Origin of the sequence: Sphingomonas piscis (assembly GCF_011300455.1) — a bacterium.
Taxonomy (GTDB): domain Bacteria; phylum Pseudomonadota; class Alphaproteobacteria; order Sphingomonadales; family Sphingomonadaceae; genus Sphingomicrobium; species Sphingomicrobium piscis.
The window spans coordinates 2,481,860-2,504,168 of sequence record NZ_CP049869.1 but is presented as its reverse complement, the minus strand read 5'-3'; the positions used below and the strand labels follow the sequence as shown (position 1 = coordinate 2,504,168).

At 60.0% G+C, this 22,309-nt stretch carries 27 protein-coding genes; 20 read left to right on the top strand and 7 right to left on the bottom strand.

The window, feature by feature from the left end; all coding sequences use genetic code 11:
• The first annotated feature begins 4 nt into the window (after positions 1–4).
• The 5 genes from manD to G7077_RS12730 all read left to right on the top strand — a co-directional run bounded on the left by manD (position 5) and on the right by G7077_RS12730 (position 6,201).
• Positions 5–1,216 carry a D-mannonate dehydratase ManD gene (manD, locus tag G7077_RS12750; protein ID WP_166412035.1) on the top strand — a complete coding sequence of 404 codons (1,212 nt, stop codon included), beginning with the start codon at positions 5–7 and terminating at the stop codon, positions 1,214–1,216.
• Positions 1,217–1,251: 35 nt separating this feature from the next.
• A complete protein-coding gene (locus G7077_RS12745) occupies positions 1,252–2,214 on the top strand; it encodes a sugar kinase (protein WP_166412034.1) in 963 nt (320 codons plus the stop codon).
• On the top strand, positions 2,211–4,064 hold the full coding sequence (locus G7077_RS12740; protein WP_166412033.1) for a glycoside hydrolase family 2 protein: 1,854 nt from the start codon (positions 2,211–2,213) through the stop codon (positions 4,062–4,064). The genes G7077_RS12745 and G7077_RS12740 overlap by 4 nt, the downstream gene beginning before the upstream one ends.
• Entirely contained in the window at positions 4,064–5,119 is a 1,056-nt protein-coding gene (locus tag G7077_RS12735) for an SGNH/GDSL hydrolase family protein (RefSeq protein ID WP_166412032.1), read from the top strand. Before G7077_RS12740 ends, G7077_RS12735 begins: the two co-directional genes overlap by 1 nt.
• 74 nt (positions 5,120–5,193) lie before the next feature.
• The gene (locus G7077_RS12730) at positions 5,194–6,201 is read left to right on the top strand and encodes a GDP-mannose 4,6-dehydratase (protein ID WP_166412484.1); all 1,008 of its coding nucleotides are present in this window, start codon (positions 5,194–5,196) and stop codon (positions 6,199–6,201) included.
• Positions 6,202–6,211: 10 nt separating this feature from the next.
• Here the strand turns inward: G7077_RS12730 and G7077_RS12725 are convergent, their stop codons facing one another.
• Both G7077_RS12725 and G7077_RS12720 read right to left on the bottom strand, forming a co-directional pair.
• The gene (locus G7077_RS12725) at positions 6,212–6,715 is read right to left on the bottom strand and encodes a DUF1465 family protein (protein ID WP_166412031.1); all 504 of its coding nucleotides are present in this window, start codon (positions 6,713–6,715) and stop codon (positions 6,212–6,214) included.
• Positions 6,716–6,790: 75 nt separating this feature from the next.
• Positions 6,791–6,982, bottom strand: a complete 192-nt coding sequence (locus G7077_RS12720; RefSeq protein ID WP_166412030.1) for a DUF465 domain-containing protein — start codon at positions 6,980–6,982, stop codon at positions 6,791–6,793.
• Positions 6,983–7,152: 170 nt separating this feature from the next.
• Here G7077_RS12720 and G7077_RS12715 point away from each other — a divergent pair, with 170 nt between their 5' ends.
• Positions 7,153–7,308, top strand: a complete 156-nt coding sequence (locus tag G7077_RS12715) for a YdcH family protein (RefSeq protein WP_166412029.1) — start codon at positions 7,153–7,155, stop codon at positions 7,306–7,308.
• A gap of 14 nt (positions 7,309–7,322) precedes the next feature.
• Here the strand turns inward: G7077_RS12715 and dksA are convergent, their stop codons facing one another.
• The 3 genes from dksA to G7077_RS12700 form a co-directional block, all read right to left on the bottom strand.
• Positions 7,323–7,781, bottom strand: a complete 459-nt coding sequence (dksA, locus tag G7077_RS12710) for an RNA polymerase-binding protein DksA (protein ID WP_166412028.1) — start codon at positions 7,779–7,781, stop codon at positions 7,323–7,325.
• A gap of 252 nt (positions 7,782–8,033) precedes the next feature.
• Entirely contained in the window at positions 8,034–8,543 is a 510-nt protein-coding gene (locus tag G7077_RS12705) for a CAP domain-containing protein (RefSeq protein WP_166412027.1), read from the bottom strand.
• Between the two features lie 96 nt (positions 8,544–8,639).
• The gene (locus G7077_RS12700) at positions 8,640–9,626 is read right to left on the bottom strand and encodes a UDP-glucuronic acid decarboxylase family protein (RefSeq protein WP_166412026.1); all 987 of its coding nucleotides are present in this window, start codon (positions 9,624–9,626) and stop codon (positions 8,640–8,642) included.
• A gap of 540 nt (positions 9,627–10,166) precedes the next feature.
• Between G7077_RS12700 and G7077_RS12695 the strand changes: the two genes are divergently transcribed.
• The 6 genes from G7077_RS12695 (at position 10,167) to G7077_RS14630 (ending at position 14,683) form a co-directional block, all read left to right on the top strand.
• The gene (locus G7077_RS12695) at positions 10,167–11,072 is read left to right on the top strand and encodes a YqaJ viral recombinase family protein (RefSeq protein WP_166411259.1); all 906 of its coding nucleotides are present in this window, start codon (positions 10,167–10,169) and stop codon (positions 11,070–11,072) included.
• Complete coding sequence (locus G7077_RS12690) at positions 11,069–11,854, top strand: ERF family protein (protein WP_166411260.1); 786 nt, start codon at positions 11,069–11,071, stop codon at positions 11,852–11,854. The genes G7077_RS12695 and G7077_RS12690 overlap by 4 nt, the downstream gene beginning before the upstream one ends.
• Positions 11,829–12,170, top strand: coding sequence for a DUF968 domain-containing protein (locus G7077_RS14445; RefSeq protein ID WP_343040000.1), 342 nt, complete (start codon positions 11,829–11,831; stop codon positions 12,168–12,170). Before G7077_RS12690 ends, G7077_RS14445 begins: the two co-directional genes overlap by 26 nt.
• 586 nt (positions 12,171–12,756) lie before the next feature.
• A complete protein-coding gene (locus G7077_RS12680) occupies positions 12,757–13,233 on the top strand; it encodes a helix-turn-helix domain-containing protein (RefSeq protein WP_166412024.1) in 477 nt (158 codons plus the stop codon).
• 141 nt (positions 13,234–13,374) lie between these two features.
• Positions 13,375–13,995 carry a PilZ domain-containing protein gene (locus G7077_RS12675; protein ID WP_166412023.1) on the top strand — a complete coding sequence of 207 codons (621 nt, stop codon included), beginning with the start codon at positions 13,375–13,377 and terminating at the stop codon, positions 13,993–13,995.
• A gap of 358 nt (positions 13,996–14,353) precedes the next feature.
• Positions 14,354–14,683: a TfoX/Sxy family protein gene (locus tag G7077_RS14630; RefSeq protein WP_166412022.1), complete on the top strand. Its 330-nt coding sequence runs from the start codon at positions 14,354–14,356 to the stop codon at positions 14,681–14,683.
• 103 nt (positions 14,684–14,786) lie between these two features.
• Here G7077_RS14630 and G7077_RS12665 read toward each other — a convergent pair whose 3' ends face one another.
• Positions 14,787–15,110 (bottom strand): hypothetical protein, encoded by a 324-nt coding sequence (locus G7077_RS12665; RefSeq protein ID WP_166412021.1) that lies wholly within the window; start codon positions 15,108–15,110, stop codon positions 14,787–14,789.
• Between the two features lie 214 nt (positions 15,111–15,324).
• Here G7077_RS12665 and G7077_RS12660 point away from each other — a divergent pair, with 214 nt between their 5' ends.
• From G7077_RS12660 to G7077_RS12640, 5 genes are all read left to right on the top strand, one after another.
• On the top strand, positions 15,325–16,032 hold the full coding sequence (locus tag G7077_RS12660; RefSeq protein ID WP_166412020.1) for a hypothetical protein: 708 nt from the start codon (positions 15,325–15,327) through the stop codon (positions 16,030–16,032).
• Between the two features lie 142 nt (positions 16,033–16,174).
• Positions 16,175–16,537, top strand: coding sequence for a hypothetical protein (locus tag G7077_RS12655; RefSeq protein ID WP_166412019.1), 363 nt, complete (start codon positions 16,175–16,177; stop codon positions 16,535–16,537).
• Between the two features lie 57 nt (positions 16,538–16,594).
• Complete coding sequence (locus tag G7077_RS12650; protein WP_166412018.1) at positions 16,595–16,945, top strand: DUF3147 family protein; 351 nt, start codon at positions 16,595–16,597, stop codon at positions 16,943–16,945.
• Between the two features lie 73 nt (positions 16,946–17,018).
• The gene (locus tag G7077_RS12645) at positions 17,019–17,570 is read left to right on the top strand and encodes a putative glycolipid-binding domain-containing protein (protein ID WP_166412017.1); all 552 of its coding nucleotides are present in this window, start codon (positions 17,019–17,021) and stop codon (positions 17,568–17,570) included.
• Positions 17,571–18,587: 1,017 nt separating this feature from the next.
• Complete coding sequence (locus tag G7077_RS12640) at positions 18,588–18,743, top strand: hypothetical protein (protein WP_166412016.1); 156 nt, start codon at positions 18,588–18,590, stop codon at positions 18,741–18,743.
• A gap of 6 nt (positions 18,744–18,749) precedes the next feature.
• On the opposite strand, the gene G7077_RS12635 is transcribed toward G7077_RS12640, so the two are convergent.
• Positions 18,750–19,229 (bottom strand): helix-turn-helix domain-containing protein, encoded by a 480-nt coding sequence (locus G7077_RS12635; RefSeq protein ID WP_166412015.1) that lies wholly within the window; start codon positions 19,227–19,229, stop codon positions 18,750–18,752.
• A gap of 334 nt (positions 19,230–19,563) precedes the next feature.
• Between G7077_RS12635 and G7077_RS12630 the strand changes: the two genes are divergently transcribed.
• The 3 genes from G7077_RS12630 to G7077_RS12625 all read left to right on the top strand — a co-directional run bounded on the left by G7077_RS12630 (position 19,564) and on the right by G7077_RS12625 (position 21,401).
• Positions 19,564–20,328 carry a hypothetical protein gene (locus tag G7077_RS12630; protein WP_166412014.1) on the top strand — a complete coding sequence of 255 codons (765 nt, stop codon included), beginning with the start codon at positions 19,564–19,566 and terminating at the stop codon, positions 20,326–20,328.
• Positions 20,329–20,520: 192 nt separating this feature from the next.
• Positions 20,521–20,868 carry a PilZ domain-containing protein gene (locus G7077_RS14625; protein WP_425505283.1) on the top strand — a complete coding sequence of 116 codons (348 nt, stop codon included), beginning with the start codon at positions 20,521–20,523 and terminating at the stop codon, positions 20,866–20,868.
• Between the two features lie 17 nt (positions 20,869–20,885).
• Complete coding sequence (locus G7077_RS12625; protein WP_166412013.1) at positions 20,886–21,401, top strand: hypothetical protein; 516 nt, start codon at positions 20,886–20,888, stop codon at positions 21,399–21,401.
• The last annotated feature ends 908 nt before the right edge of the window (positions 21,402–22,309 follow it).

Below are 22,309 nucleotides of genomic sequence, written 5' to 3'. Positions count from 1 at the left end.
AGCGATGTTGAAGATTACCTCGGCGCGGGTGGTTGTCACTTGTCCCGGCCGAAACTTCGTCACCCTTGTGATGGAGACGTCGGACGGTGTTCGCGGGGTTGGCGATGCGACGTTGAACGGCCGTGAGCTGGCGGTTGCGAGCTATCTCAACGACCATGTCATTCCGTGCCTGATCGGCCGCGACGCGCACCGCATCGAGGACATCTGGCAGTATCTCTATCGCGGTGCCTACTGGCGGCGCGGACCGGTGACGATGAGCGCCATTGCCGCGGTCGACACCGCCTTGTGGGACATCAAGGGCAAGGTTGCCGGCCTGCCGCTTTACCAGCTGCTCGGCGGTGCATCGCGCGAGAACGTCATGGTCTACGGCCATGCCAACGGCGTCAGCATCGAGGACACGATCGCGGTCGCTGCCGACTATCAGGCGCAGGGCTACAAAGCGATCCGGCTGCAGTGCGGGGTTCCCGGGCTCCCTTCCACCTACGGCGTGTCCAAGGACAAATATTTCTACGAACCCGCCGATGCCGATCTGCCGACCGAGAATGTCTGGTCGACCAGCAAATATCTTCGGGTCGTGCCCGAGCTGTTCGCCGCCGCGCGCGACACGCTCGGCTGGGACGTCCACCTGCTCCACGATGTCCACCACCGGCTGACCCCGATCGAAGCCGGCCGGCTCGGCAAGGATCTGGAGCCCTACCGTCCCTTCTGGATGGAAGATGCGGTGGTTGCCGACAATCAGGACAGCTTCCGCCTCATCCGCCAGCACACCACCACGCCGCTTGCGGTGGGAGAGATCTTCAACAGCGTGTGGGATGCCAAGCAGCTGATCCAGGAGCAGCTGGTCGATTATATCCGCGCCACGGTGGTCCATGCCGGCGGCATCACCCACCTGCGCCGGATCGCCAGCTTTGCCGACATGTACAACGTCCGCACCGGCTGCCACGGTGCCACCGACCTGTCGCCGGTGTGCATGGCGGCCGCGCTTCACTTCGACCTGTCGGTGCCCAACTTCGGAATCCAGGAATATATGCGCCACACGGAGGAAACGGACGCCGTGTTCCCGCACAGCTACAGCTTCGCCGACGGCGCGCTTCACCCCGGCGATGCACCGGGCCTGGGCGTCGACATCGACGAACAGCTCGCAGCCAAATATCCCTACAAACGCGCCTACCTGCCCGTAAACCGCCTCGAAGATGGGACTTTGTTCAATTGGTAGAGTCGAGCGGCCTGCCGGTCCTCTGCTTCGGCGAGGTGCTACTTCGGCTTAATGCCCTCCCCGGCGTTCGTCTTTCCCAGGCGCGCGACTTCCAGGTTCATGTCGGCGGCGCCGAAGCCAATGTCGCAGCGGGGCTTGCGGCGCTTGGGCACCGGGTCGAGCATGTCACCGTCTTACCGGCCTCCGCTCTCGGCGACCTTTGTCTCGCCGATCTGCGCCGTTCCGGCATCGGCGTCACGCATGTCCTGCGCACCGAGGGGCGGCTCGGCTCCTACTTCATCGAGCATGGCTCCGGACCGCGCCCGGCGGCAATCGTCTACGACCGGGCAGGCTCCGCCTTTGCCGAACATGCGGATCGCATCGCCTGGACGGGACTCGCTGGTGCGGCCCGATGGTTCCACCTGTCGGGCATCAACCTTCCCTTGAGCAGCCAGACCAGCGCGTCCGCCCTGCGCGCGGTCGAGGCAATGTCATCCGCGGGCATCCCCATCTCATTCGACGTCAATCATCGCCCATCCCTCTGGGGCGATCGGGTCGCCGAAGCCGCCAGGCTGGAGCGGCAGATGATGGATGCGGCGGAAGTATTGTTTGCGAGCGCCGGCGATCTCTCACGAGCGCTCGGTCGCTGCGTCGACCAGCAGAATGCCGCCGAGCTTGCCTTCGCCAGCTTTCCCAAGCTTCGATACCTGATCTCCACCCGTCGGGCGCACCGCGGCGACTACGACCAGTCCCTCTCGATGCAGGTACACACGTCCGACGGTGCCTATGAGACCGAGGCAACTCCCGTCGGCCTAGTGGTTGATCGCATCGGTTCCGGGGACGCCCTCGCCGCTGCCGCCCTGGATGGCATTATGCGGGGCGCCTCTCTCCAACAGATCGCCGAAGCAGGTCTTGCCGCCGGCATCCTCAAGATCGGCATTGCGGGCGATCGCTGGGTCGGCACGCGCGACGAGCTTGCCGACTTCCACTCTGGAATTGGCGGAGACGTCAAACGATGAAACGGCTGCTGCTCGCCTTGCTCGCTATCCTGCTGGCCCCATCGGCGGCATTGGCGCAGCAGCCCGACATCACCCTGATCAATGGCGACCTCCGCCCCGGGCTCGACCTTTCCGGTCCGTGGCACTGGTCGGTCGACCCGTACCGCGACGGGCTTGCCGGCTTTCACGGCGGGGAGCCGGGTTCATCGAGCCGCCGCTATGCCGACGTCGACCCGGAGGAGGTCGCGCGCCGCGACCCGCGCGCCCTGTTCGAGCAAGACATGGTCCACTCGCCGGTCGTCACCTTGCCCGGATCGTGGATCGGTCACGACCAGAGCATGCGCTATTACGACGGACTGGTCTGGTACCAACGCACGTTCGCCGCGGACCCAAAACCCGGCAAGCGCTACTTCCTGCGCTTCGGCGCCGTCGATTACCGGGCGATCGTCTACCTCAACGGCAAGAAGGTTGGCGAGCATGAAGGCGGCTTCACTCCGTTCGCTCTGGAGGTCACCGGCACGCTCCGCCCCGGACGCAACCAGATCACCGTCGGCGCAGACTCCGAACGCACCTGGGACACGGTCCCGCCCATCGTCACCGATTGGGAAACCTACGGCGGCATCACCAGGCCGGTGCGTTTGGTCGAGACGCCGCAGACGCTGATCGATGACAGCTGGATCCGGCTGACGAAGGACGGCCGCCTGCGCGCCACCGTCAAGCTAAGCGGCGCCAACGCCGGCGGCCAACACGTTCGCATCATTGTGCGGCAACTCGGCGTCGCGTTCGAGGGGGTGACGGATGCCGATGGAAGCTGGTCAGGAGACGTTCGGGCGCCGTCGTCACTCAAGCGCTGGTCGCCGGAAGTGCCGACCCTCTACGACGTCAGCGTCGAGGCCGGCGGAGATCGGATCGACGACCGCATTGGCTTCCGCACGGTCGAAGTGCGCGGCACGGATATCCTGCTCAACGGCAAACCGATTTTCCTCCGCGGCATCAGCATGCACGAGGAGGAGTTGGGGACCAATCCGACCCGCGCCATGACGCCTGCCGCGGCGCGCGCTCTCCTGTCGGAGATCAAGAACGGCCTTCACGGGAATTTCGTCCGCCTCGCCCACTATCCGCACAGCGATGTCATGACCCGGCTTGCGGACGAGATGGGGCTGCTCGTCTGGAGCGAGATCCCGGTCTACTGGCGCGTGAATTTTGGGCGCGCCGAGACGCTTGCGCTGGCCCGCAAGATGCAGCGCGAGAACATCGTCCGCGACCGCAATCGCGCGTCCGTGGTGCTATGGAGCGTCGCCAACGAGACGCCCGTCAGCCCTGAGCGGAATGCATTCCTCAACACCTTGGTCGCTGACGTGCGACAGCTGGACGACAGCCGCCTCGTCACGGCTGCCTTGCTTGCCCGTCGGGACGAGGCGGGTGGAACGATCACGCAGGTCATCGACGACCCACTCGCCGCCTCGCTCGATGTCATGGCAGTGAATACCTACAACGGCTGGTACAGCGGAGACCCACTGTCCGTCCTGCCATCGATTAATTGGGCTAGCCCTGTTCGAAAGCCGCTCATCTTCTCTGAATTCGGGGCGGACGCGAAGGCGGGGTTCCACGACACGGATAACCAGCGGAAGTTCTCTGAAGAGTTCCAGGCGGAATATTATCGGCAGACGCTCGCGATGGCTGCCAAGGTGCCCTTCCTTCGCGGCATGTCGCCGTGGATCCTCAAGGATTTCCGCTCCCCGCGGCGCCAGCATCCGGAGTTCCAGCAGGGCTGGAACCGCAAGGGCCTCATCTCGGAGTCCGGGCAGCGAAAGCAGGCCTTCGACGTTCTCGCGGGATATTACCGGCAAGTCGGGCAGCCCAGCCGCTGATGGTGCGCCGGGCGATCAGGGCGGCCGCCATCACCATTGCCGCGGGGACGGTGCTCGGCGCCTCACCGCCCTCCACGCTGCCGCTACTCGTCGGCGGGCGGACACTGACGGAGCCTGACGGGAGCCTCTCCTTCGGCTGGCCTGGCACCTACTTCGAAAGCCGCTTCGAAGGATCCGCAGTTCGCCTGCGACTGCACACATCGACGGAGCATATGCGGTTGCTGGTCGACGGCCAGCAGAAGGCTGTGCTCGAGAAGCCGGGCGTTGCCGACCTCACGCTGAGCGGTCTTGGCGACGGTGCTCACGTCGTTCGCCTCGAAAAGCTTACCGAAAGCCAGACCGGCGGCGGGCGCTTCCTCGGCTTCTCGCTGCCAGACGGCGGAAGGGTGCTCTCGCCACGCCCCAAGGCTCGCCGCATCGAGTTCATCGGTGACAGCTACACGGTCGGCTATGGCAACCGCTCGACCAAGCGGGAATGCACGCGCGACGAGGTACATGATCTTACCGACACACAGCAGGCGTTCGGCCCCTTGGCTGCGAAGCGCCTCGACGCGGATTACCGGATCAATGCCTACTCGGGCTTCGGCATCGTCCGCAATTACAACGGGTCTTCCCCCGGCCTCAGCCTTCCGATCATCTATCCGCGCGCCAAACCCGATGTGCCTTCCGCAGCCGCCGCGAAGGACGACTGGTCGCCGCAGCTCATCGTCATCAACCTTGGAACGAATGACTTTTCCACCCCGCTCCATGTCGGCGAGCGCTGGAAGAGCGATGCGGACCTCCGAACCGATTACCGCGCCCGGTACGAAGGCTTCGTTCGGGGCCTCCACGCCCGTCACCCCAACGCCAAGTTCTTGCTCATGGGGTCGGACGCCTTCATCCTCGACGTCCGCCAGGTCGCTGGCCGGTTGAGCCAACTGCCGGGGCTGACCATCGCAACGGTCCAGTTCGGCGACCTCGACCGAATGGGTTGTGACTGGCACCCTTCATTGGCCGACCACCGTAAGCTCACCGAACTGGTCGAGACGGAAGTGGCGGCTCTGAGGCCCTGGTAGCGGGCTTGCACTTGGCGGGCGTCTCCGTAAGGCCGCAATGAGCTCCCCGGGGGCAAGAGCAAAGGGATATGGCATTGAACGTCTTGGTGACCGGCGCAGCGGGCTTCATTGGCGCGACCACAGCAGGCAAGTTGCTGGAACGCGGGGACCGGGTCGTCGGCATCGACAACATCAACGACTATTACGATCCCCGCTTGAAGCAGGCGCGTCTTGAGCGGCTTGCCAGCACATTCGATGACGCTTTCTCGTTCCACCAAGTGGATTTTGCCGATGCTGATGCCCTGCAACGCGTCGCGGATACGTCAGATTTCGACCGGATCATTCATCTCGGTGCCCAGGCCGGTGTCCGCTACAGCATCGAAAATTCGGCCGCCTACGTTCGATCCAACCTGGTGGGTCACTGCAACCTCCTGGAGCTGGCCCGTCAGCGCAAGTCGAGCCACTTCGTTTATGCCTCATCCTCATCGGTTTATGGCGGCAACAAGACACTGCCGTTCCGGGTCGAGGATCGGGTCGACCATCCCCTGTCCCTCTATGCCGCGACCAAGAAGTCGGACGAGCTAATCACCGAATCTTACGCCAATATCTTTCGCCTGCCCGCTACGGGCCTGCGCTTCTTCACCGTCTACGGCCCCTGGGGTCGTCCGGACATGGCGATGTGGATCTTCACCAAGGCGCTTTACGAGGATCGCGAGCTGCCTGTGTTCAACGGCGGCGACATGTTCCGCGACTTCACCTACATCGACGATATCGTCGCTGGCGTTATCGCGTGCCTCGACGGGCCTCCTGCCGACAACGGGCAAATCAAGGCTGGTGGCAGCAGTCAGCCGCACGCCGTTTACAATATCGGCAACAACCGGAGCGAGCATCTGCTGCGGGTGATCGAACTTCTTGAGCAGGAAACCGGCCGCAAGGCCCGGATCAACGCACTACCCATGCAGGCCGGCGACGTCCGGGAAACCTTCGCGGACATCACGGCCATCGAGCGCGATCACGGTTTCGAGCCGAAGACGACGATCGACGAGGGCGTGCCCGCCTTCGTGCGTTGGTATCACGATTATCACCGGATTGGCCGCAACTAGGGCCTGATGATCAGCCCTGGAGCAGGCCCCGCTCCAGCCGGCCCATTAGGGCGCGCGCCGGGCTCTGAACGGGCTCATCCGCCACCACGCCCTCGTCCAGCCGACGCACCCGCGCATAGAGATCGGTGCTGTTGTCGATCAGCTTGCGGGCGGTTTCAGGCAACTGCTTCACCACCTCGGGATCGCTGTCCTGCGCATTGCCCAGGCGACGCTCCGGACGACGCCCATCGCCGCGGCCGATCTCACCCGATTCCACCGCCTTCTGGGTCAGCAACCAGGCAACGATGTGCATGATCCTCGTCGTCACCTTCAGCGACTCGCAAGCAAATCCGACCCGCGCGAACGGCTCCAGCTGGTTCCGCTCGTCGCGCCCGGCCTCATCGAAATAGGAACGCGCCTCGTCGGCCAGCACCAACGCCTCGGTGTAGAGGCTGTCGATGAGCCGCGGCGCGATCCGGACTTCCGGCGGCGAAGGTTCGTCTGATTCGTCCATATCCTCAGGTGAGAATGCCATGTTCGTTCCAGCCTGCAAACGAGCGAACGTCCCGAAAGGAGAAGAAGACGGCTCAGGCGTCCCGAAGCGGGACGGTCAGGCGATGATGTCGGGAACGCTGGCGTCCATGATCAACTGTATCTCGTCCTTCAAGCGCAGCTTGCGCTTCTTCAGGCGTGCAAGCTCCAGCTGATCTCCATCGCCCGACTCCGTGAGCGCCCGGATCTGATCATCCAACCGGCGATGCTCCTGCTTCATCTGTTCTAGGCTGGAATGGTCGTCGTTCATGCTTCCGGCCTGGCCTTAGCCGAAGTTGACGCGAAGCCCAACCATTGCGGCAGGCCAGCGATGAGGTGCGCCCGAAAGGGGCCAGACGGACGAACTGGGGGAAAGACAAGGGCCCCGGATGGTGATTTACTGCGGAGGCTATCACCTGGGTTCAAGAAAGGATGGCACGGATGAACAAGGCTCATGCCGACGCTCTGACTTCGAAACACGCGGCGCTTCAATCGATCATCTCGGAAGAGGAGCATCGCCCCCAACCCGACACGTCCCTTCTTCATCGCCTCAAGAAAGAAAAGCTTCGATTGAAGGACGAGCTGGTCGGCCACTAGGCCGCGCCCTCAGGTCAGTCGTCGCGAGAGACCTTCTCGGTCCGCTCATGCTTCTCCTGGGCCTCGAGCGTCATGGTCGCGATCGGCCGTGCCTCGAGGCGACCTAGCGAGATCGGCTCGCCTGTGACGTCGCAATAGCCAAATTCACCGTCGTATAAGCGACGGATGGCTGAATCGATCTTGGCGATCAGCTTGCGCTGGCGGTCCCTGGTGCGAAGTTCGATCGACCAGTCGGTCTCGCTTGATGCGCGGTCGGCGAGGTCCGGCTCGCGAAGGGAGTCGACCTGAAGCTGCGCCATGGTCTGGCGCGACTCTTCGATGATCGCTTCCTTCCAGGCCTTCAGCTTTCGCAGGAAATAAGCCCGGTGACGGGCGCACATGAAGTCTTCCGTTTCGGAAGGCTGGTAGCCATCCGGAAGGATTAGCCGATCGAACGGCTCTTCACTGTAGAAGTCGGCTAACGCAGTCGCCATATTTCCCTCCCCGTCGCTGCATCCCCCGATGCAGTTGGATTGCCGTCGCCGGCTGTGCCGGACGACCGTTTCAGCCGGAGGCGAAATGTCCTGATTCCCGTCACTTAGACGGAAAGCAGCCAATTCAAGCGGCCCTATAAATGCGCCTTGCAGTCTTAACAAGAACTGACAGAGCTATCGTCGAAAAACCAACACCCCGTGTGGCTAATAGAGCGCTAGTTAAGCCGGTAGCTAGGGATTGAAGGGCAGGATCTACGGCACCAACCTGCCGTCGATGTTGCCGGGCGGGGAATAACGACAGATGAGATAGTCCGTTGTTCGCGACGAGTAGATGGCACAGCCGACATGCGTCGTGGTGCGCCAGACGAGTTGGGAATAATGCCCGACGTGATACCAGTTGCCGGTACTGCTCACGTTCGGGAACACACCCGGCCGAAAGTAACGCCGCTCCGAGATCCAGGTGCCGACCATCTGCTCGGGGGAGAAGGCTCCCCGAGTTCCCATCCACAAATTCTCGCGCTGACCGGGACGGCTCGCCTTGGGAGAGTGTTGGAGACGACCTAGCCGAGCGAGGACGGGACCGTAGCTGCCGGCAGCTTGGGCCAAGCGCATGTCCCATCGCAAAGGCGGGGCGCCGACGCGCGCCCGCTCAGCATTGTGCGCGGCAAGCAAACGCTCCAGGCTAGTGGCGGAGCGCGCTCCCGCGGTGGTCGCTTGGATGCCCGCCAAGATGGGAATTGCCAAAGTTGCTACGCGGATCATGTCATGTCCCTAGGAGCTGGCGGCTCTCCAGAAAGCTGCCGGCTGTGGTGCAGCTTTCTGAACCTTGCCGCGCTCCGGTAAGCGCCGAAGACCCGGTCAAATCCCCGTGCGACCTTCTGGGGCATTCAAATTTTCTATTGCGCGGAAATATGCGACGGTTTTGGCCAAGCCTTCGGCAAGGTTGATTGTTGGCTTCCAGCCAAGCAATTCCAACGCCTTGCTGATGTCAGGCTTACGCTGTTTCGGGTCGTCCGGAGGCAATGGTCGATGGGCGATCGCAACCTGAACGTTGGCAGCTATGCCAACCTGCTGTGCGAGTTGCATCATGGTGAACTCTGTAGGGTTGCCAAGATTGATAGGGCCGGTGACCTCATCGGCACTGTCCATCAGGCGCATGAGGCCGTCCACAAGATCGTCTACAAAGCAGAAACTTCGAGTTTGGGCACCATCACCATAGATCGATATGGGTCGCGCTTGCAGTGCCTGCATAACAAAGTTTGATACAACCCGACCGTCATCCGGGTGCATCCGCGGCCCATACGTGTTGAAGATCCGCGCGACCTTGATCCGCGTTCTATGCTGGCGGTGATAATCGAAGAACAGCGTTTCTGCGCAGCGTTTGCCTTCATCGTAGCAGGACCTAACGCCGATTGGATTGACGTGGCCCCAGTAGTCTTCCGTCTGCGGGTGAATCGCAGGGTCGCCGTACACCTCGCTGGTCGAAGCCTGGAGGATCTTTGCCCCAATGCGCTTGGCAAGCCCCAACATGTTTATGGCGCCATGAACACTGGTCTTCGTGGTTTGAACAGGATCATGCTGGTAGTGGACGGGCGAGGCCGGACAGGCCAAATTGTATATTTCGTCCACCTCGACGTAGAGCGGGAAAGTCACGTCGTGACGCATAAACTCGAAATTGGGATGGCTCAGCAAATGCTGTATATTGCGTTTTGTGCCAGTGAATAGATTGTCCACGCAGAGAACGTCATGCTCCTGGTCCAACAACCTTTCGCAAAGGTGTGAACCTAGAAACCCCGCTCCACCCGTGACCAGGATACGCCTTTGTTTACCGTACAATCGTGCCATGTCGTTCGAAAAGTTCCATATGAGGGCGACGGGCGCTTCTATCCTAGCGAGGCAACAAGCCTGCAATGCTTGAGAGCTAAGCGAGGCTTCGGTGTCAAGACGGACCCGGTGCAAGGTGAAACAAGGCATTTTACCTTCTTGGTACCTATCGCGAACGGAGATTATTCACTCACCTTCCCGTAGCGTTCGGTGGTTTCTTCAAATGGCGGCTACGCCTCAGCGCCGTCCCATCTCTGCTTCGAACAGCTGTCGGCAGCAGCCCCACTTGATGGCACGAGCGGCAATGGGATCACGGACGCGAAGAGTGTTAATGAGTGTAAGCGGATGTTCAAACTGACAATCTGCTTTAAAGCCCCAAAGTCCAGCTTCGAGTTCGACGAGGGGACGGCGCATGGTTTAATCGTCGAGACGTGGTCGTTTTTGCCCGGACTTATCCCCGACATTCACTGGCCAACATCAGACACTGTTCGATGTTCTGGTGGATGTGTCTAAGAACCAGAGCAATCACCCAGCTCCCACGCAGTAGAGGGAGCAACCTACATGATCACGCAGTCACCTGGATCCGCGATCCGCGAGCCTGATCCACAGCAATCGTTCGACCTGGCCGCGGCTGAGCAGCCTGTATCGGCCCACTGGCCAATGCTTGGCTCCTTGGGCTTGTCCCCGGGCCAGCTTGCAGCGAGGCGCGAGAGCATCGGCGGCTCGGATGCCAACATCATCCTGTCGGGCGATCCGAAGCGTGTTCTGGAGCTGTGGGAGCAGAAGACCGGTCAGCGCGAGCCTGAGGACCTCAGTGCCAAGCTGCCGGTGATGCTTGGCTGCTGGACCGAGCCGTTCAACCGGCAATGGTATGAGCAGGTCAGCGGCGAGCGGGTCGTGTTTGCCGGCATGACCATGACCTGCCCGACCTATGGCTGGCGCACCTGCACGCTGGATGGGCTGGTGGAGCGAACGGGCGCCGTGTGGGAGGCCAAGCACACGGGCGCGTTCGTGAAGGGCGAGGAGGTGCTGGAGCGCTACATGCCCCAGCTCCAGCACAACATGGCGATCGCAAGGGTCGACCGTGCGATCCTGTCGGTCATCTACGGAAACCACAAGCACGAGGTGATGGAGGTTGCCGCCGACTGGCTCTACCAGCTCGATCTGCTTGAGGCAGAAGAAGCGTTCTGGAGCGCGGTGGTGGATGGCACGCCGCCGGTGGTGGTCGCCCCTCCCCCGCCGCCACGCGTGTTCGGCTCCCGCGAGATCTGCCTCCAGGGCAACAATGCCTGGGCAGCGGCAGCCGACGACTGGCTGCAGCACAGGACCGCTGCGAGGCTGTTCGGAGAAGCTGCATCCGCGATCAAGGGCATGGTTGATGACGATGTCGGACGAGCGTTCGGCCATGGTGTTGAAGCGAAGCGATCGAAGGCCGGTGCGCTGACCATCCGCGAGCTTGTGCCGTGAGCGGGGCCCTCGTGTACCAGGCGATCAGCGGCGTTGCTGCCGATCTTGCCAACCTCGGGCTGGCCAAGTCGATGATCAACACCGACGATGGCTATGGCTATCGCTCGATCGACCAGCTGATGAACCGGCTGGCGCCGATCCTTGCCGTGCGCAAGCTGTGCATCCTCCCCCGGGTGCTTGAGCGCAGCTCGGCCGAGCGCCGGCAAGGCGATGACCTCCTCACCAACGTCACGTTGAAGGTTGCCTATGACCTGGTCAGCCCGGAGGATGGCTCAAGCCACACCGTGGAGGTCTATGGCGAGGCCCTCGACCGCAGCGACAAGGCCACGCCCAAGGCGCTCACCGCTGCCTACAAGGCCGCCATGCTGCAGACGTTCTGCGTGCCGGTGGCCGGAATGGAGGATGCGGACGCAAGCTCGCCAAGGCTGAACGGCGCAGCTGCAACCAGCGCGGCAGCAACCATCAACGACACTGAGCCGCCGCAGGGCTGGCAGCAATGGTCAGCGGACATCACGGCGCTGATCGCCAGCTGCGAGAGCATCGAGGCACTGGAGCGGCTGCAACATACGCATCGGCCGCTGCTGCGGCGGCTCAGCCGAGCATGGCCCGAGCTCTATACCGAGCTTGGCCAGGCCTTTGCAGCACGCCGGAGCAACGTCGGGTCCACTGAGCCGAAGCCCAAAACGTCCGAACGCCGCTCCTCGCGTACACGTAAAGCACGGATCACCCCATCTACCCCTAGGACGAGCAAGGCCAATGGCCCGGCTGCCCCGCTACATTAAGCGCATCAGGGCGCCATCACCCGAGCGCTCCTGCCCCGCTCACCGCGCCTGGGTTCGCCATCACGCCTGCTCGGTCCCGGGCTGCGCCAACCACCCCTGCGAATGTGCTCACGTGCGCCGCGGCACCGACGGCGGCACGGCGCTCAAGCCCTCCGACCGATGGGTGATTAGCCTCTGCCCCGACCACCACATGGAGCAGCACCGGATCGGTGAACCGGCGTTCGAACGAAAGCACGGCATCTGCATGGCAGAGCTGGCGGAGGAGTTTGCGAAAAGGTCGCCGCACTTCAAACCGTCGGTTAGGAACCGCTCATAAGTCAGTGCCGCCGTTCGGATCACCAAGCGGTTTTCAGGCGGTTCAAACCGCTAATGATGGCTTGCATGCGAGAAGAACCCCGGCGCCTGCCGTCGGTAATCCGCAAAGTTAAACGTAGATGACCAGCAGACCTTCGCCCAGAACTCTGAGGTGCTGTATCCGCTCGGCGTTAGCCTGCTTACCAGCACCGATACTCAATGATGGCCACCTTGCTCAGTCTGGCGACTAGTCCGAGTTTCAATGCTTTGATGCCCTTGCAGATGCTCTTCGAGGCGGCAGACTGCGAGATCCAACGTAGCTCCAATGTCAGCAGGTGCATTCGCCCTGTCGAGCATTTCTAAACCGCGCTTCATTAGCCGCAAGGCTTTCGCGCACAGCCCAGCGCTGTCGCTGTTCTCACCGTTCATCGTCGTAACCCCGAGCAAAGTTTCGCGTGTTTCAACTCACGGTAGCGGCCGTAGCAACAGGCCCTTCGGGTATGTTCTACCCGAATATGCCCATTGTGAAAAGTTTCGTAAGAAGTTGTTAACCCTGAGGTGAAAGTTTCTCCAGGTCGGATCTGAACCCTTCGGAATAGGAGGTTTAAGTGCACCACACGTCGCGTTCGTTTTTGAACTCTCAAACCTTCGACGCAGACTTTATCCGTGAGAAGCTCTACGGGGCGCTGGACAGTGTGGACAGCATCGCCGCTCCCGAACCTGTGAAGGCGTGCCAGCCAACCGCAATTACCGAACAGGACATACGTCAGATCCTACGCGAGCGTCGGATGCGTGCGGAGCATTTCCCGGCTGACCTTTTCGCCGACCCGGCTTGGGACATGCTGCTGGACCTTTTTGGTGCCAGGCTCGGCCAACGTCGGGTTTGTGTCACGGCTGCCTGTGCTGGTGCAAGCGTGCCGCCAACAACGGCTCTCCGCTGGCTGGTGACACTCGAACAGAAGGGTCTTGTGAAGCGCTATCCTGACCCGCTCGATGCACGACGCACCTTTGTTGAGCTGACGGAACATGCAACTGCCTCCATGCACAGTTACTTCAGCTCGGTTGGTCGCTCCAGCAACCACTAGACAGCATCTTGCCCCTGCCGGTGAAACACCTGCCGGCAGAGCTCCTTACCTGAAGCAGCCCTGATGTGACCGAAACGGACCGGCTCGCTACTTCTAAGCAAGACAGGCTTTTCTAGCTTTCCTTAGTAAAGGGAGGCGAAAATGATGTCGATCGCACCAAGTGATGTGCCTCTTCGGCAACGTCAGCCAGACCGCCGAGCAGGAACTCGGCAGAAGCTTGTCCTGCGCATCGGACTTCTTGAGCTAGACGGCCGATCCATATTTTGCCTGGTAAAAAACATTTCGTCTGCAGGTGTTCAGATCAAACCGTACGGGCGAGTCGAGTTGCAGATACCTGTTGCACTGCGCGTAGGTGACGAAGACCCGATCGATGGAAAGATCGTCTGGATGCGTGACGGGCTCGCCGGCATCGAGTTCGACCAGAAACTGAATCCTCAGACGCTGCTACGCATTGGCCAGAAAATGGTCGCTCATAAGCGGAGGTCTGCACCACGAGTTGCAACTGGCTTACAGGCAAATGTCCGAACAGCCGGTTCGAGGCATTCAGTCACCGTCTGTGACCTATCAATGCTGGGCGCACGTCTTCGATCGACAAAGCCAATCGCCTTTGGCGAGCATACGATCCTCGAACTAGCTGGCTTACCCCAGTTTAGAGCATTCCTCCGCTGGTCGGATGGGAACGACTACGGGGTGTCATTTGAGACCGCGATGCCAATGCAAATCATCGCTGACCTGATTGCGGGTGATCAACAGATCAACTGATCCACTGCGGAGCGAAGTGCAGGGTCACGGAAACTGGGCAGTCGTCATTCGTGGAGCATGTCGCTCCTCTTCCTTATTGCCGCTGCGGCGACAGCAAGCGCTCCGAAGAACTCGGTGCAAGCAACTGCGACGATCCGGATTGTAAACGCCGCCAAGGTGACCGCGGAAATTTGGAAGTCGGCAGAACGACGGTCGCACCGCATCATCGTTGATGAGCAAGGCAAAATTCGGCGCGTAAGAACGATAGACTACGAGTAGCTGGGAAAGCCCGAATGCCCGCTTTCCACCCATTGCGGACGTTCCGCAGGTAGGCAAAAACAAGCCGCGCAGCATTGTCACGTAAGAGATCAACGAGCCCATGGCGTTTGATGCACCTCTAGCTCACCGAGTTCGCCGGGTCCTGTCTTCGCGGCATTCGCTGACCGAAAGAAAAATGATGGGTGCGCTATGCTTCATGGTCGACGGCCATATGGCCTGTGGGGTCACTGGATCGGCTCTGATGGTCCGCACCGGGCCTGACGCATACCTTGCAGCTCTAGCTGAGCCGGGCGTCAAACCAATGGAGATTGGCGGAAGACCGACCAAAGGGTTCGTTCTGGTAGATCAGAACAGACTGAAGTCCAACCAGTTGCTGAAGAAGTGGGTGCAACGGGGTCTGGACTTTGTCACTACCCTACCTTCAAAATGATCCCCTACCTTCAAAATGATCCGCCTAAGTAGCCCACCGGCTGTGGGATGCCCCCGCGCCGAATGTCGGCTTTCGACCCAAAGCAGACCTTGCGAACTGCCCGTCATTGGCAGCGATAGCGTAGCTTCTCCCCAGCAATCGTTATTGTGCCTTTGGCTGGGCTGCCGCCGGTGTAGTAGCAGCCGTCCTCTGAGAACCTCTTGCCGCGCCAGGTCCAAGAAATGTTGGGTCCGCCTTCTCCCGAAAGATGGCCGGAGAAAGTGACCCGCTCGCCACGGTCCAAGTCGCGGAGCTTCCATGTCTTTCGACCGTCCGAAATTGTCACGCCAACCACTCGGCTGTCGGCCCCGTTCACGATTTGAAGATTGCTGAAGTAGAGGCGCAGCCCGCGAGGCACATCGTCAATGCGACCAGTCCAATCACCCACGGCGAACTCTTCATTGCGCAGTGATAGCGAAAAGTGCGGATCAGCCAAATGTCCGCTTTTCACCCTCAGCGGGCGTTCAGCTTGAGTCTGCAATCGACCCATAGCGGACGTTCAGCCGTCCTAAGTTCGCCTATAGTGCCGTCTTCAGAACAGTGGTATTCTGAGGCTCACGATTAGCTCGGATCGTCTCGTCAACCTTGTAGGAGGTTTGAACATGATTGCCCGATCTCTTGCTTGCATGGCCTTTATCTCGGTTTCGACCGCTGCCATGTCCTATTTCTCCCCAGCCACCGAGGCACAGCCGGAGATTATCAATCCTCCTTTCGAGAACTTTCATTACGAGAAGATACTTCGGCAGGATTGGCAGACGTCCATCAACTACGCGCAGACCCTGCGCTTCGCCAATTGCGTCACGCGCATCGGCGGTCACGAAACGGTTTCCCACCCGCTCACCTTTTCGGCAGGGACGTCGCGGGAATGGGTCGCGTTGAACAAGGTCGCGCAGCGTTACGGCAGTTGCGCACCGGTTCTAGGTCGGGTCGATCCAGCGATCTTGCGCGGCGCGTTAGCCGAGGCGCTCTGGGAGAGGGAGCAGGTACTGCCCAAGGCTCCGGCCGGTGCGCCCACCGGAGCATATCTTGCCAGCCTGTTCGAAACCCTGCCTCACGGCGACACGCGCCACCGCTACTCGGACGTTCCGATGGCGTGGCTAGGCCGGTGCGCGGCCTTTACGATGCCTGACCGGTCGACAGCACTCGTGCGGTCCGAGCCGGGTTCTGTCGAAGAGAAAAGGGCAGTCGTCGACCTGATCGCAGCATCTGACCGGTGCGGGCTGCGACCGACCAACGTGTTGATCGACGTCTCGATCTACCGGGCGGCGGTCGCGGATGGTCTTTACCTCAGCAGCAATCTTCCAAACTAATCCGCGAGGACGCCGTCCTCGTAAACACTTTGTCCTGCCGGCTCGCTGTTCGTTAATGTCCGCTTTCCACCCGTTCCAGACGTTCGCGGAATGTCTGCAACCGACCCGTTGCGGACATCCGCTGTTGGCGACAACATAGCGTATGAGCACGCTCACCGTTGCTGGCCACGAGCTTCAGTTCTCAGACTGTCGAGAAACTGGTCAAGCTGGCCCCACAACATGCACTCTCTCAATTGACGGTGAGCCAGTCGTCCGCCGCTTCCTCTGGTGGTCATCCGAACCGCTACGGTTTCACCAGTCGCCACTCGAATACAACGGCGACATTCTCGTTCCTATGTGGGCGCTGACAAGCTTCTATCTTGTGCGCATCAACCCGCGAACGCTGACGCTTAAGAGGTTAAGCAGAGGCTTCGGCTTCATGCGGCTACTGCGCGTCGCCGGGGATGAAGCGGAGTTTTCGACTTGGTGGGACGACAGAGAGAAGCACATCGTCAAGCTCGCATGACCCTATGTCCGCTTTCCACCCATTGCGGACATTCGCTCACCGCATCAAAATACGCGGATGCTATATTTCGCCGTCAAGGCTGCGCTTTCTGGCATTCTTATTGCCATCATCTCGGAAGTGGCAAAGCGCTACCCCGGCTTCGGCGGGTTGATCGCGTCGTTACCGCTCGTTTCTGTTCTTGGCATGGTATGGCTGTGGCGCGACAATCCAGACGCCTCAAACATGGCCGCCCACGCTGAAGCAACATTTTGGTTCGTCCTGCCGTCATTGCCCATGTTTCTGTTGATTCCAGCCATGCTTCGCAATGGTTACAGCTTTTGGGTTTCGCTCGTTGTGGGATGCGCACTCACCATCTGTCTCTACAGCCTTACGGCATGGGCTGGCCCGCGCGTGGGAGTCCGACTTTAACGTCGGTTTCACCCAGCCCGCACGTCCGGTCACACCTGCTAATTTCCGTTGCTGGGTAACTTGAGGTTAAAAGATGGTGACCACAGCCTTTTGGAAGGCCTTGTACACACCCGGCCATGATGCCGCCTGTTTGGTTGAGGCTGATCATGGGTGGGTGCTTGAAGGGTGTGCGGTCTACCTCGCAGAAGGTCTGCCCACGGCTTTGAACTACCGTTTGAAGCTAACTGCAAACTGGGAGACCAAAAGCGGCTTGGTAAGAGGATATACTGGCGGCCAGCCAATTGAGCATCAAATCCGCCGAGATGCCGACGGCTGGCTGCTGAACGGGGTGCGACAGGACGGACTGCATGGCGTGAAGGACCTGGATTTCGGCTTCACTCCGGCAACGAACTTCGCTCAGCTCCGCCGCATAAACCTCGCCGTCGGAGACGAATGCAAGTTTGCCGTCGCCTGGATGGACGTAGACAGTGCCACCCTTCAGCCGCTGCCCCAAATCTACAAGCGGCTGTCGAACCGGAGCTATGATTACAATTCGCCCCAAGGCCCATATCGAGCTACGCTTGAGCTTCAGCCAAATGGCTTTGTCAGCTTGTATCCCAACTTGTGGCAAGCAGAGCCCAGCTAACGTCGCTTTTTACCCAAAGCGGACGTTCGCCGAAGGTCTGCGCTCCATCCAAGGCAGTTATTCAAGGTGCCGACCACTGAGATGAGAATGCACCGGTTCGGAGCCACATGTAAACGTTCCAAAGACAGTCCACCTCCAAGGCTTCCCACAGGGAACTACCGGGGGGTATGTCCATGGGTCATCTTCAAGGCCGAGGTTACAAGCCGAGGGAGCCTCGTCGAAAGGTTCTGATCAAAGCCAGGATGCGGGCAGGGTCCGCCTGGTCCGACGTATGCCTGCTCAACATGTCGTCGCGAGGCATGTTGATGCAGGGGTCAGTTGCCCCAGCGGAGGGCACATACGTTGAAGTCAGGCGCGGCCGCCACGTCATCATCGCCCGCGTTGTCTGGACAAAAAAGCACCGGTTCGGAGTTCGCACCCAAGATGCGCTGGCAATTGATGCGATCGCAAGTGAGCAAGATAACTCCGAGACTTCAGATGCCCCCAAGAAGCACGTCTACCGGCGGAGCGACGAGCAGTCCCTCGCAACTCAGCTTCGCTCGATCGGCACCAGAAAAGTAAGCTTCTGGGCCGGGCGATTGAGTTCTGCTTCGTTGTCGTTGCAGGCCTCGGCCTTGCTTTCATTTGCGCAGACTCTGTTCACGCGACGGTATCGAAACCGCTCTCGGCCATAACGGCTGCTTTAAGGTAAGTATGATGGGTCGGCCTCTACGCCATTTCCGCACCAAAGTGGACAGAAGCGTAAGATGCCGTGAACCGAGGCTTCCGTAGAGACGAGTTGCGCCACCTGATCGCGCCCTTTGCTTGAAGGCCTAATCAACCCACTCGCGTCGGAGGTCCGCTTTTCCACCTCTTGCGGACACGGGGGCGATTGGCCGAAACGGTTCCTACCCACAGTTGGACCCAAAATGGCTTGATCGCGTTCACTGTCCCGATCTTGGCCAGCAACGGCTCACACAATTGCTGCACCAAAGCCAACCTAGCTACTGATCATCCAAACATTTGCTCGGGTGTTTCATGAAAACCGTTGAAGACAAGTTGCACGAGGCTCTTGCCTTGATGGAGAGCGCGTTAGCGCTGTTGGACGAAGCCGACGAAGCTCTCGACGTTGCTGCTCATCTCGACCTCGCTGTTCATCGTCTCCGTGAGCTTATGACCTCTTCGCCGCTGTGAGCCGGTTCACAATGCAGCTTGCGGCTGCTTAAGGGCAAATTCGCGAACTTCGGTTAAGTAGCGATGCATTGCTTCTCTTGCTGCAGGCTCAAGATCAACGAGACTGCTAATAGCACTATGAGCAGGAGGCACGCAGCGCACCCATTTCTCTTGCTCCAAGTACCTTAACCATCGGCTTGTGGTTGACCTTGGCAGATCGCTGACTTCGCGCAGGTCTTCAGTCGCCGTTGCGGAACCGCTCTTCTCGCGAAAATAGATCTCGAGGAGCATGTCCCATGCAGCTTCTGGAATAGAAGTTCCGAAGTGCTCCCGTCTGACCTTTCGGAGCTCCCGGATGGCACGGGCAACTTCAAAAAGAGCAAACTCGGGAAATATTGCAGATCTATCGGCTAAGGCGACCTCTAGAACACGAGAGCTGCCAATGATCTGATTTGACCCCGATGCGCCTGCGTCATGCGGGCTCGGCTGATCTTGGTCGGCGTTCATAAACACCTCGTCAGAAGACGCTTACCGCAGATGCTGCGGCTGCCCACACCAACGTCAACCGCTCAAACGAGGAACCCATACGAAATGGCTCAGTTCCTTCAAGTTCAATATGTTACCGCTACCAACTTAAATTAGGTTACTTAAGGCGGTTCCAGTCAGTGCGGCCGCTGTAGGTAAACGTCCGCTTTCCACCCGAACACGACATTCAGAGAAGGTCCGCTCTCGACCCAAAACAGACATTCGAGTCTCAATATTGCTTCTGGTCGAGCCACGATACTTAGGGTAGCCTTAGGTCCACGATAGCTCGGATCGTCTTATCGACCTTTGAGGAGGTATGACCATGCTTACCCGATCCCTAGCTGGCCTGACACTGATCCTGCTTTCCAGCGTCGGAATGGCGCAAACGACGATCCAGCGCGAGGCGCCATTCGAGTCCCGCCACCCCTATGATAACCCCTCACGTAGGGGCCAGCCGGAACTTTTCGACTTTAGGCAAAAGGAATCGGTCTTTTACGAAAAGGCCCTTCGCCAGGACTGGAACACCGCTCTGACCTACATGCAAACGCTGACCTTCGCGACTTGCGCAATGCGAGTCGGCGGCGGTCAGAAAGCGGTTGCCTCATCATTGAAGCATTCCGCCGGGACATCGTCCGAGTGGGTTGCGCTGAACCGACTTGCAAAACGCTATGCTAGCTGTGCCCCGACCATCGGCCGGGTCGATCCAGCGGTGTTACGTGGCGCGGTCGCCGAAGCCATGTGGAAGTCAAACAGCATCGTCCCGCAAGCTGCCACGTCTACTCCCACCGGGGAATACCTGGCCGGCCTGTTTGAGATTCAGCCCCGCGGCGATGTTCGCAACCGCTTCGAGAACATACCCATGTCATGGCTGGGGCGCTGCGCTGCCTTCGCAATGCCTGACCAGTCGGCCGCCCTGCTGAAGTCCAATCCCGGTTCACCGGAAGAAAAAAGCGCCACGGCAGCGCTTATAGCGGCATCGGACCGCTGCGGTTTGAAGCCAAGCGAGCTGCCACTAGATGTTGCCACCTATCGCGCAGCCGTAGCCGACGCTCTTTACCTCAGTAGCCTTCAGGCAAGATGATGGCCTGCAATCGCTAACAGCCGGGGCGTCCGTCGAATGTCCGCTTTCCACCCAGAGCAGACCTTCAGCTAAAGCCTGATCGGGAGGACAAAGACTCATTGGTGCTTCAGATCGCCTCCAAGCTGGATCAAGTGATAAGAGTTCTTGAACCACGCTCCTCCCAGTTGCCGAGCTCAAGATGAGGATTGGTGGATGAGTCGGGTCGGCGCATTGATGCAGAGCGCACAAAGGTCACGAATCATCTCTCGTCTGAAACGTGTCGGTGGCAACGTGTCCTTGCTGGAGGCGTCTGGCGGGTCAGTTGGGGATAGTCGCCGCCACCCGAGAGCTAGCGTCGCACTCGCGGCGGTGATGCATCAAGGCGCGACTCAGTCGTCGGTGACTATCGCGAACATCTCGCCGGCCGGTGCGATGATCAAGACGGCTCATGAGCTGAGTTCCGGCTGTAAGGTTCACCTCGTTCGGGGGGACTGTTTTCGGAAGCCACCGTCATTTGGTCGTCAGCCGGCTCCTGCGGCCTTCAGTTTGCCGAAGACATAGAGGTTGGTGCCTGGGTCATGCCGCTGAAGGCTGTAGGACAAAGGCGTGTAGATCAGATTGTGGCCGCGTTGAGAAATGCTGGGTCAGCAAGAGGCAAGTTGCCGGAGCAGTTAGAAACACGCTCACCTTCTCGAAGATCTGAGGACCTCGAGATCGTGCATAGGCTCTTGGAGGATTTAGAGCAGGACCTTTCCTCCTCCGCTGAAACGCTCAGGTCACATTATGGGACGATGCCAATTCTGAAGACTGCGCAGCAGCTACTCGCTGCTCCGGAGCTGGAACAGCAATCGAGATATCAGTTCATCGACAGCCTCGGCGAGATCTTCGAATGCATAAGAGAGCTTGAGGATGAGCTAACTGCATGCACGGACACCCTCGTGCGGCACAGCTACAAGTTGCAGCACCTGGACCTTGCTATGCAGATGTTGACGGAGGTCTCGGCTGAAGCGCTGAACAGCGACGATGACACGTCAAAAACCCCTAGATTGCACAACCTTCGAACAGCATGTGAGCACGCACTGACCCTCCAGTGAGCTAAGAGCAGCGCCCCGGTGGCCGAGTTAATGGTTCGATTCGGAGCTTTGCTTCACTCTCCCGTAGCTCCGCGCGGCCCACCCTTCCCGGGGAGGCCAAAATGCAGACGCTAAAGGAGTGCAGAGCACTTTATCAAAAGCCTCGGGAAGCACGGCGGCGGGTACTGCTTCCCGCTCGTATGAAGCAGGGTGTCAGCTGGACGGACGTGTGCATTCGCAACATGTCGTCCAAGGGACTTCACCTCCAGAGCAGCTCACCACCACGTGCAGGTTCTTACGTAGAGCTGCGCAGGGGTAGCCACGTCATTGTGGCTAGAGTTATCTGGGCCAAGGAGCAGGAGTTCGGCGCGCAAACCCAAGACCCGCTGCCTCTTGATGACATCATTCAGAACCGCTCCTGCGCGCATGCCAAGACCGAATTGGGCGAAGAAGCGGATCGGAGGTCCGTCCCACGGCATAGCACCGCCCAAGCACACGAGCTCAGCCGAAATTTGTCCTCTGCAATCCAGTACGGTTTTTTGGCGGTGGTCGCACTCTCGCTTGCTGGGGCGGCGGCCGCTGCCGTCCGCACCGCCTTTGCATCCCCTCTCTCCGCGATAGCCGAGAAGCTACAGGCTCTGGACGTCTAAGTTGACGCCGTAAGTTTGACTTACACCCCCGGTGTTCGCCGACGTCCAGTGCTTACCTTTGCGGGCTTGCTTGCCATGGCCCCGATGAAGGTGTTACACGCTTATACTCAGCTCGTGATCGATTGTCTTCGAGCTGATTGATGCGCAGATTGGAAGCATCATCCAACAATCGGTAAGTACGCCAACTGCCTACTGCGCTCCGCCGAGAAGTAGGAGTAGCGCATTACCTTGGGGCTCGAGCCACATCGTCAACTGACCGCGGCAGAACATCAGTGAGGA

Excerpts from the sequence above, each read along its gene's own strand:
- G7077_RS12695 (WP_166411259.1), top strand. The coding sequence starts at position 10,167 with ATGATCACGCAGTCACCTGGATCCGCGATCCGCGAGCCTGATCCACAG.
- G7077_RS12655 (WP_166412019.1), top strand. The coding sequence starts at position 16,175 with ATGAGCACGCTCACCGTTGCTGGCCACGAGCTTCAGTTCTCAGACTGT.
- G7077_RS12735 (WP_166412032.1), top strand. The coding sequence starts at position 4,064 with ATGGTGCGCCGGGCGATCAGGGCGGCCGCCATCACCATTGCCGCGGGG.
- G7077_RS12705 (WP_166412027.1), bottom strand. The coding sequence starts at position 8,543 with ATGATCCGCGTAGCAACTTTGGCAATTCCCATCTTGGCGGGCATCCAA.
- G7077_RS12625 (WP_166412013.1), top strand. The coding sequence starts at position 20,886 with ATGCCGCTGAAGGCTGTAGGACAAAGGCGTGTAGATCAGATTGTGGCC.
- dksA (WP_166412028.1), bottom strand. The coding sequence starts at position 7,781 with ATGGCGACTGCGTTAGCCGACTTCTACAGTGAAGAGCCGTTCGATCGG.
- G7077_RS14445 (WP_343040000.1), top strand. The coding sequence starts at position 11,829 with ATGGCCCGGCTGCCCCGCTACATTAAGCGCATCAGGGCGCCATCACCC.
- G7077_RS12640 (WP_166412016.1), top strand. The coding sequence starts at position 18,588 with ATGAAAACCGTTGAAGACAAGTTGCACGAGGCTCTTGCCTTGATGGAG.
- manD (WP_166412035.1), top strand. The coding sequence starts at position 5 with ATGTTGAAGATTACCTCGGCGCGGGTGGTTGTCACTTGTCCCGGCCGA.
- G7077_RS12715 (WP_166412029.1), top strand. The coding sequence starts at position 7,153 with ATGAACAAGGCTCATGCCGACGCTCTGACTTCGAAACACGCGGCGCTT.
- G7077_RS14625 (WP_425505283.1), top strand. The coding sequence starts at position 20,521 with ATGAGTCGGGTCGGCGCATTGATGCAGAGCGCACAAAGGTCACGAATC.
- G7077_RS12630 (WP_166412014.1), top strand. The coding sequence starts at position 19,564 with ATGACCATGCTTACCCGATCCCTAGCTGGCCTGACACTGATCCTGCTT.
- G7077_RS14630 (WP_166412022.1), top strand. The coding sequence starts at position 14,354 with ATGGCGTTTGATGCACCTCTAGCTCACCGAGTTCGCCGGGTCCTGTCT.
- G7077_RS12650 (WP_166412018.1), top strand. The coding sequence starts at position 16,595 with ATGCTATATTTCGCCGTCAAGGCTGCGCTTTCTGGCATTCTTATTGCC.
- G7077_RS12645 (WP_166412017.1), top strand. The coding sequence starts at position 17,019 with ATGGTGACCACAGCCTTTTGGAAGGCCTTGTACACACCCGGCCATGAT.
- G7077_RS12635 (WP_166412015.1), bottom strand. The coding sequence starts at position 19,229 with ATGAACGCCGACCAAGATCAGCCGAGCCCGCATGACGCAGGCGCATCG.
- G7077_RS12660 (WP_166412020.1), top strand. The coding sequence starts at position 15,325 with ATGATTGCCCGATCTCTTGCTTGCATGGCCTTTATCTCGGTTTCGACC.
- G7077_RS12700 (WP_166412026.1), bottom strand. The coding sequence starts at position 9,626 with ATGGCACGATTGTACGGTAAACAAAGGCGTATCCTGGTCACGGGTGGA.
- G7077_RS12720 (WP_166412030.1), bottom strand. The coding sequence starts at position 6,982 with ATGAACGACGACCATTCCAGCCTAGAACAGATGAAGCAGGAGCATCGC.
- G7077_RS12675 (WP_166412023.1), top strand. The coding sequence starts at position 13,375 with ATGATGTCGATCGCACCAAGTGATGTGCCTCTTCGGCAACGTCAGCCA.
- G7077_RS12740 (WP_166412033.1), top strand. The coding sequence starts at position 2,211 with ATGAAACGGCTGCTGCTCGCCTTGCTCGCTATCCTGCTGGCCCCATCG.
- G7077_RS12725 (WP_166412031.1), bottom strand. The coding sequence starts at position 6,715 with ATGGCATTCTCACCTGAGGATATGGACGAATCAGACGAACCTTCGCCG.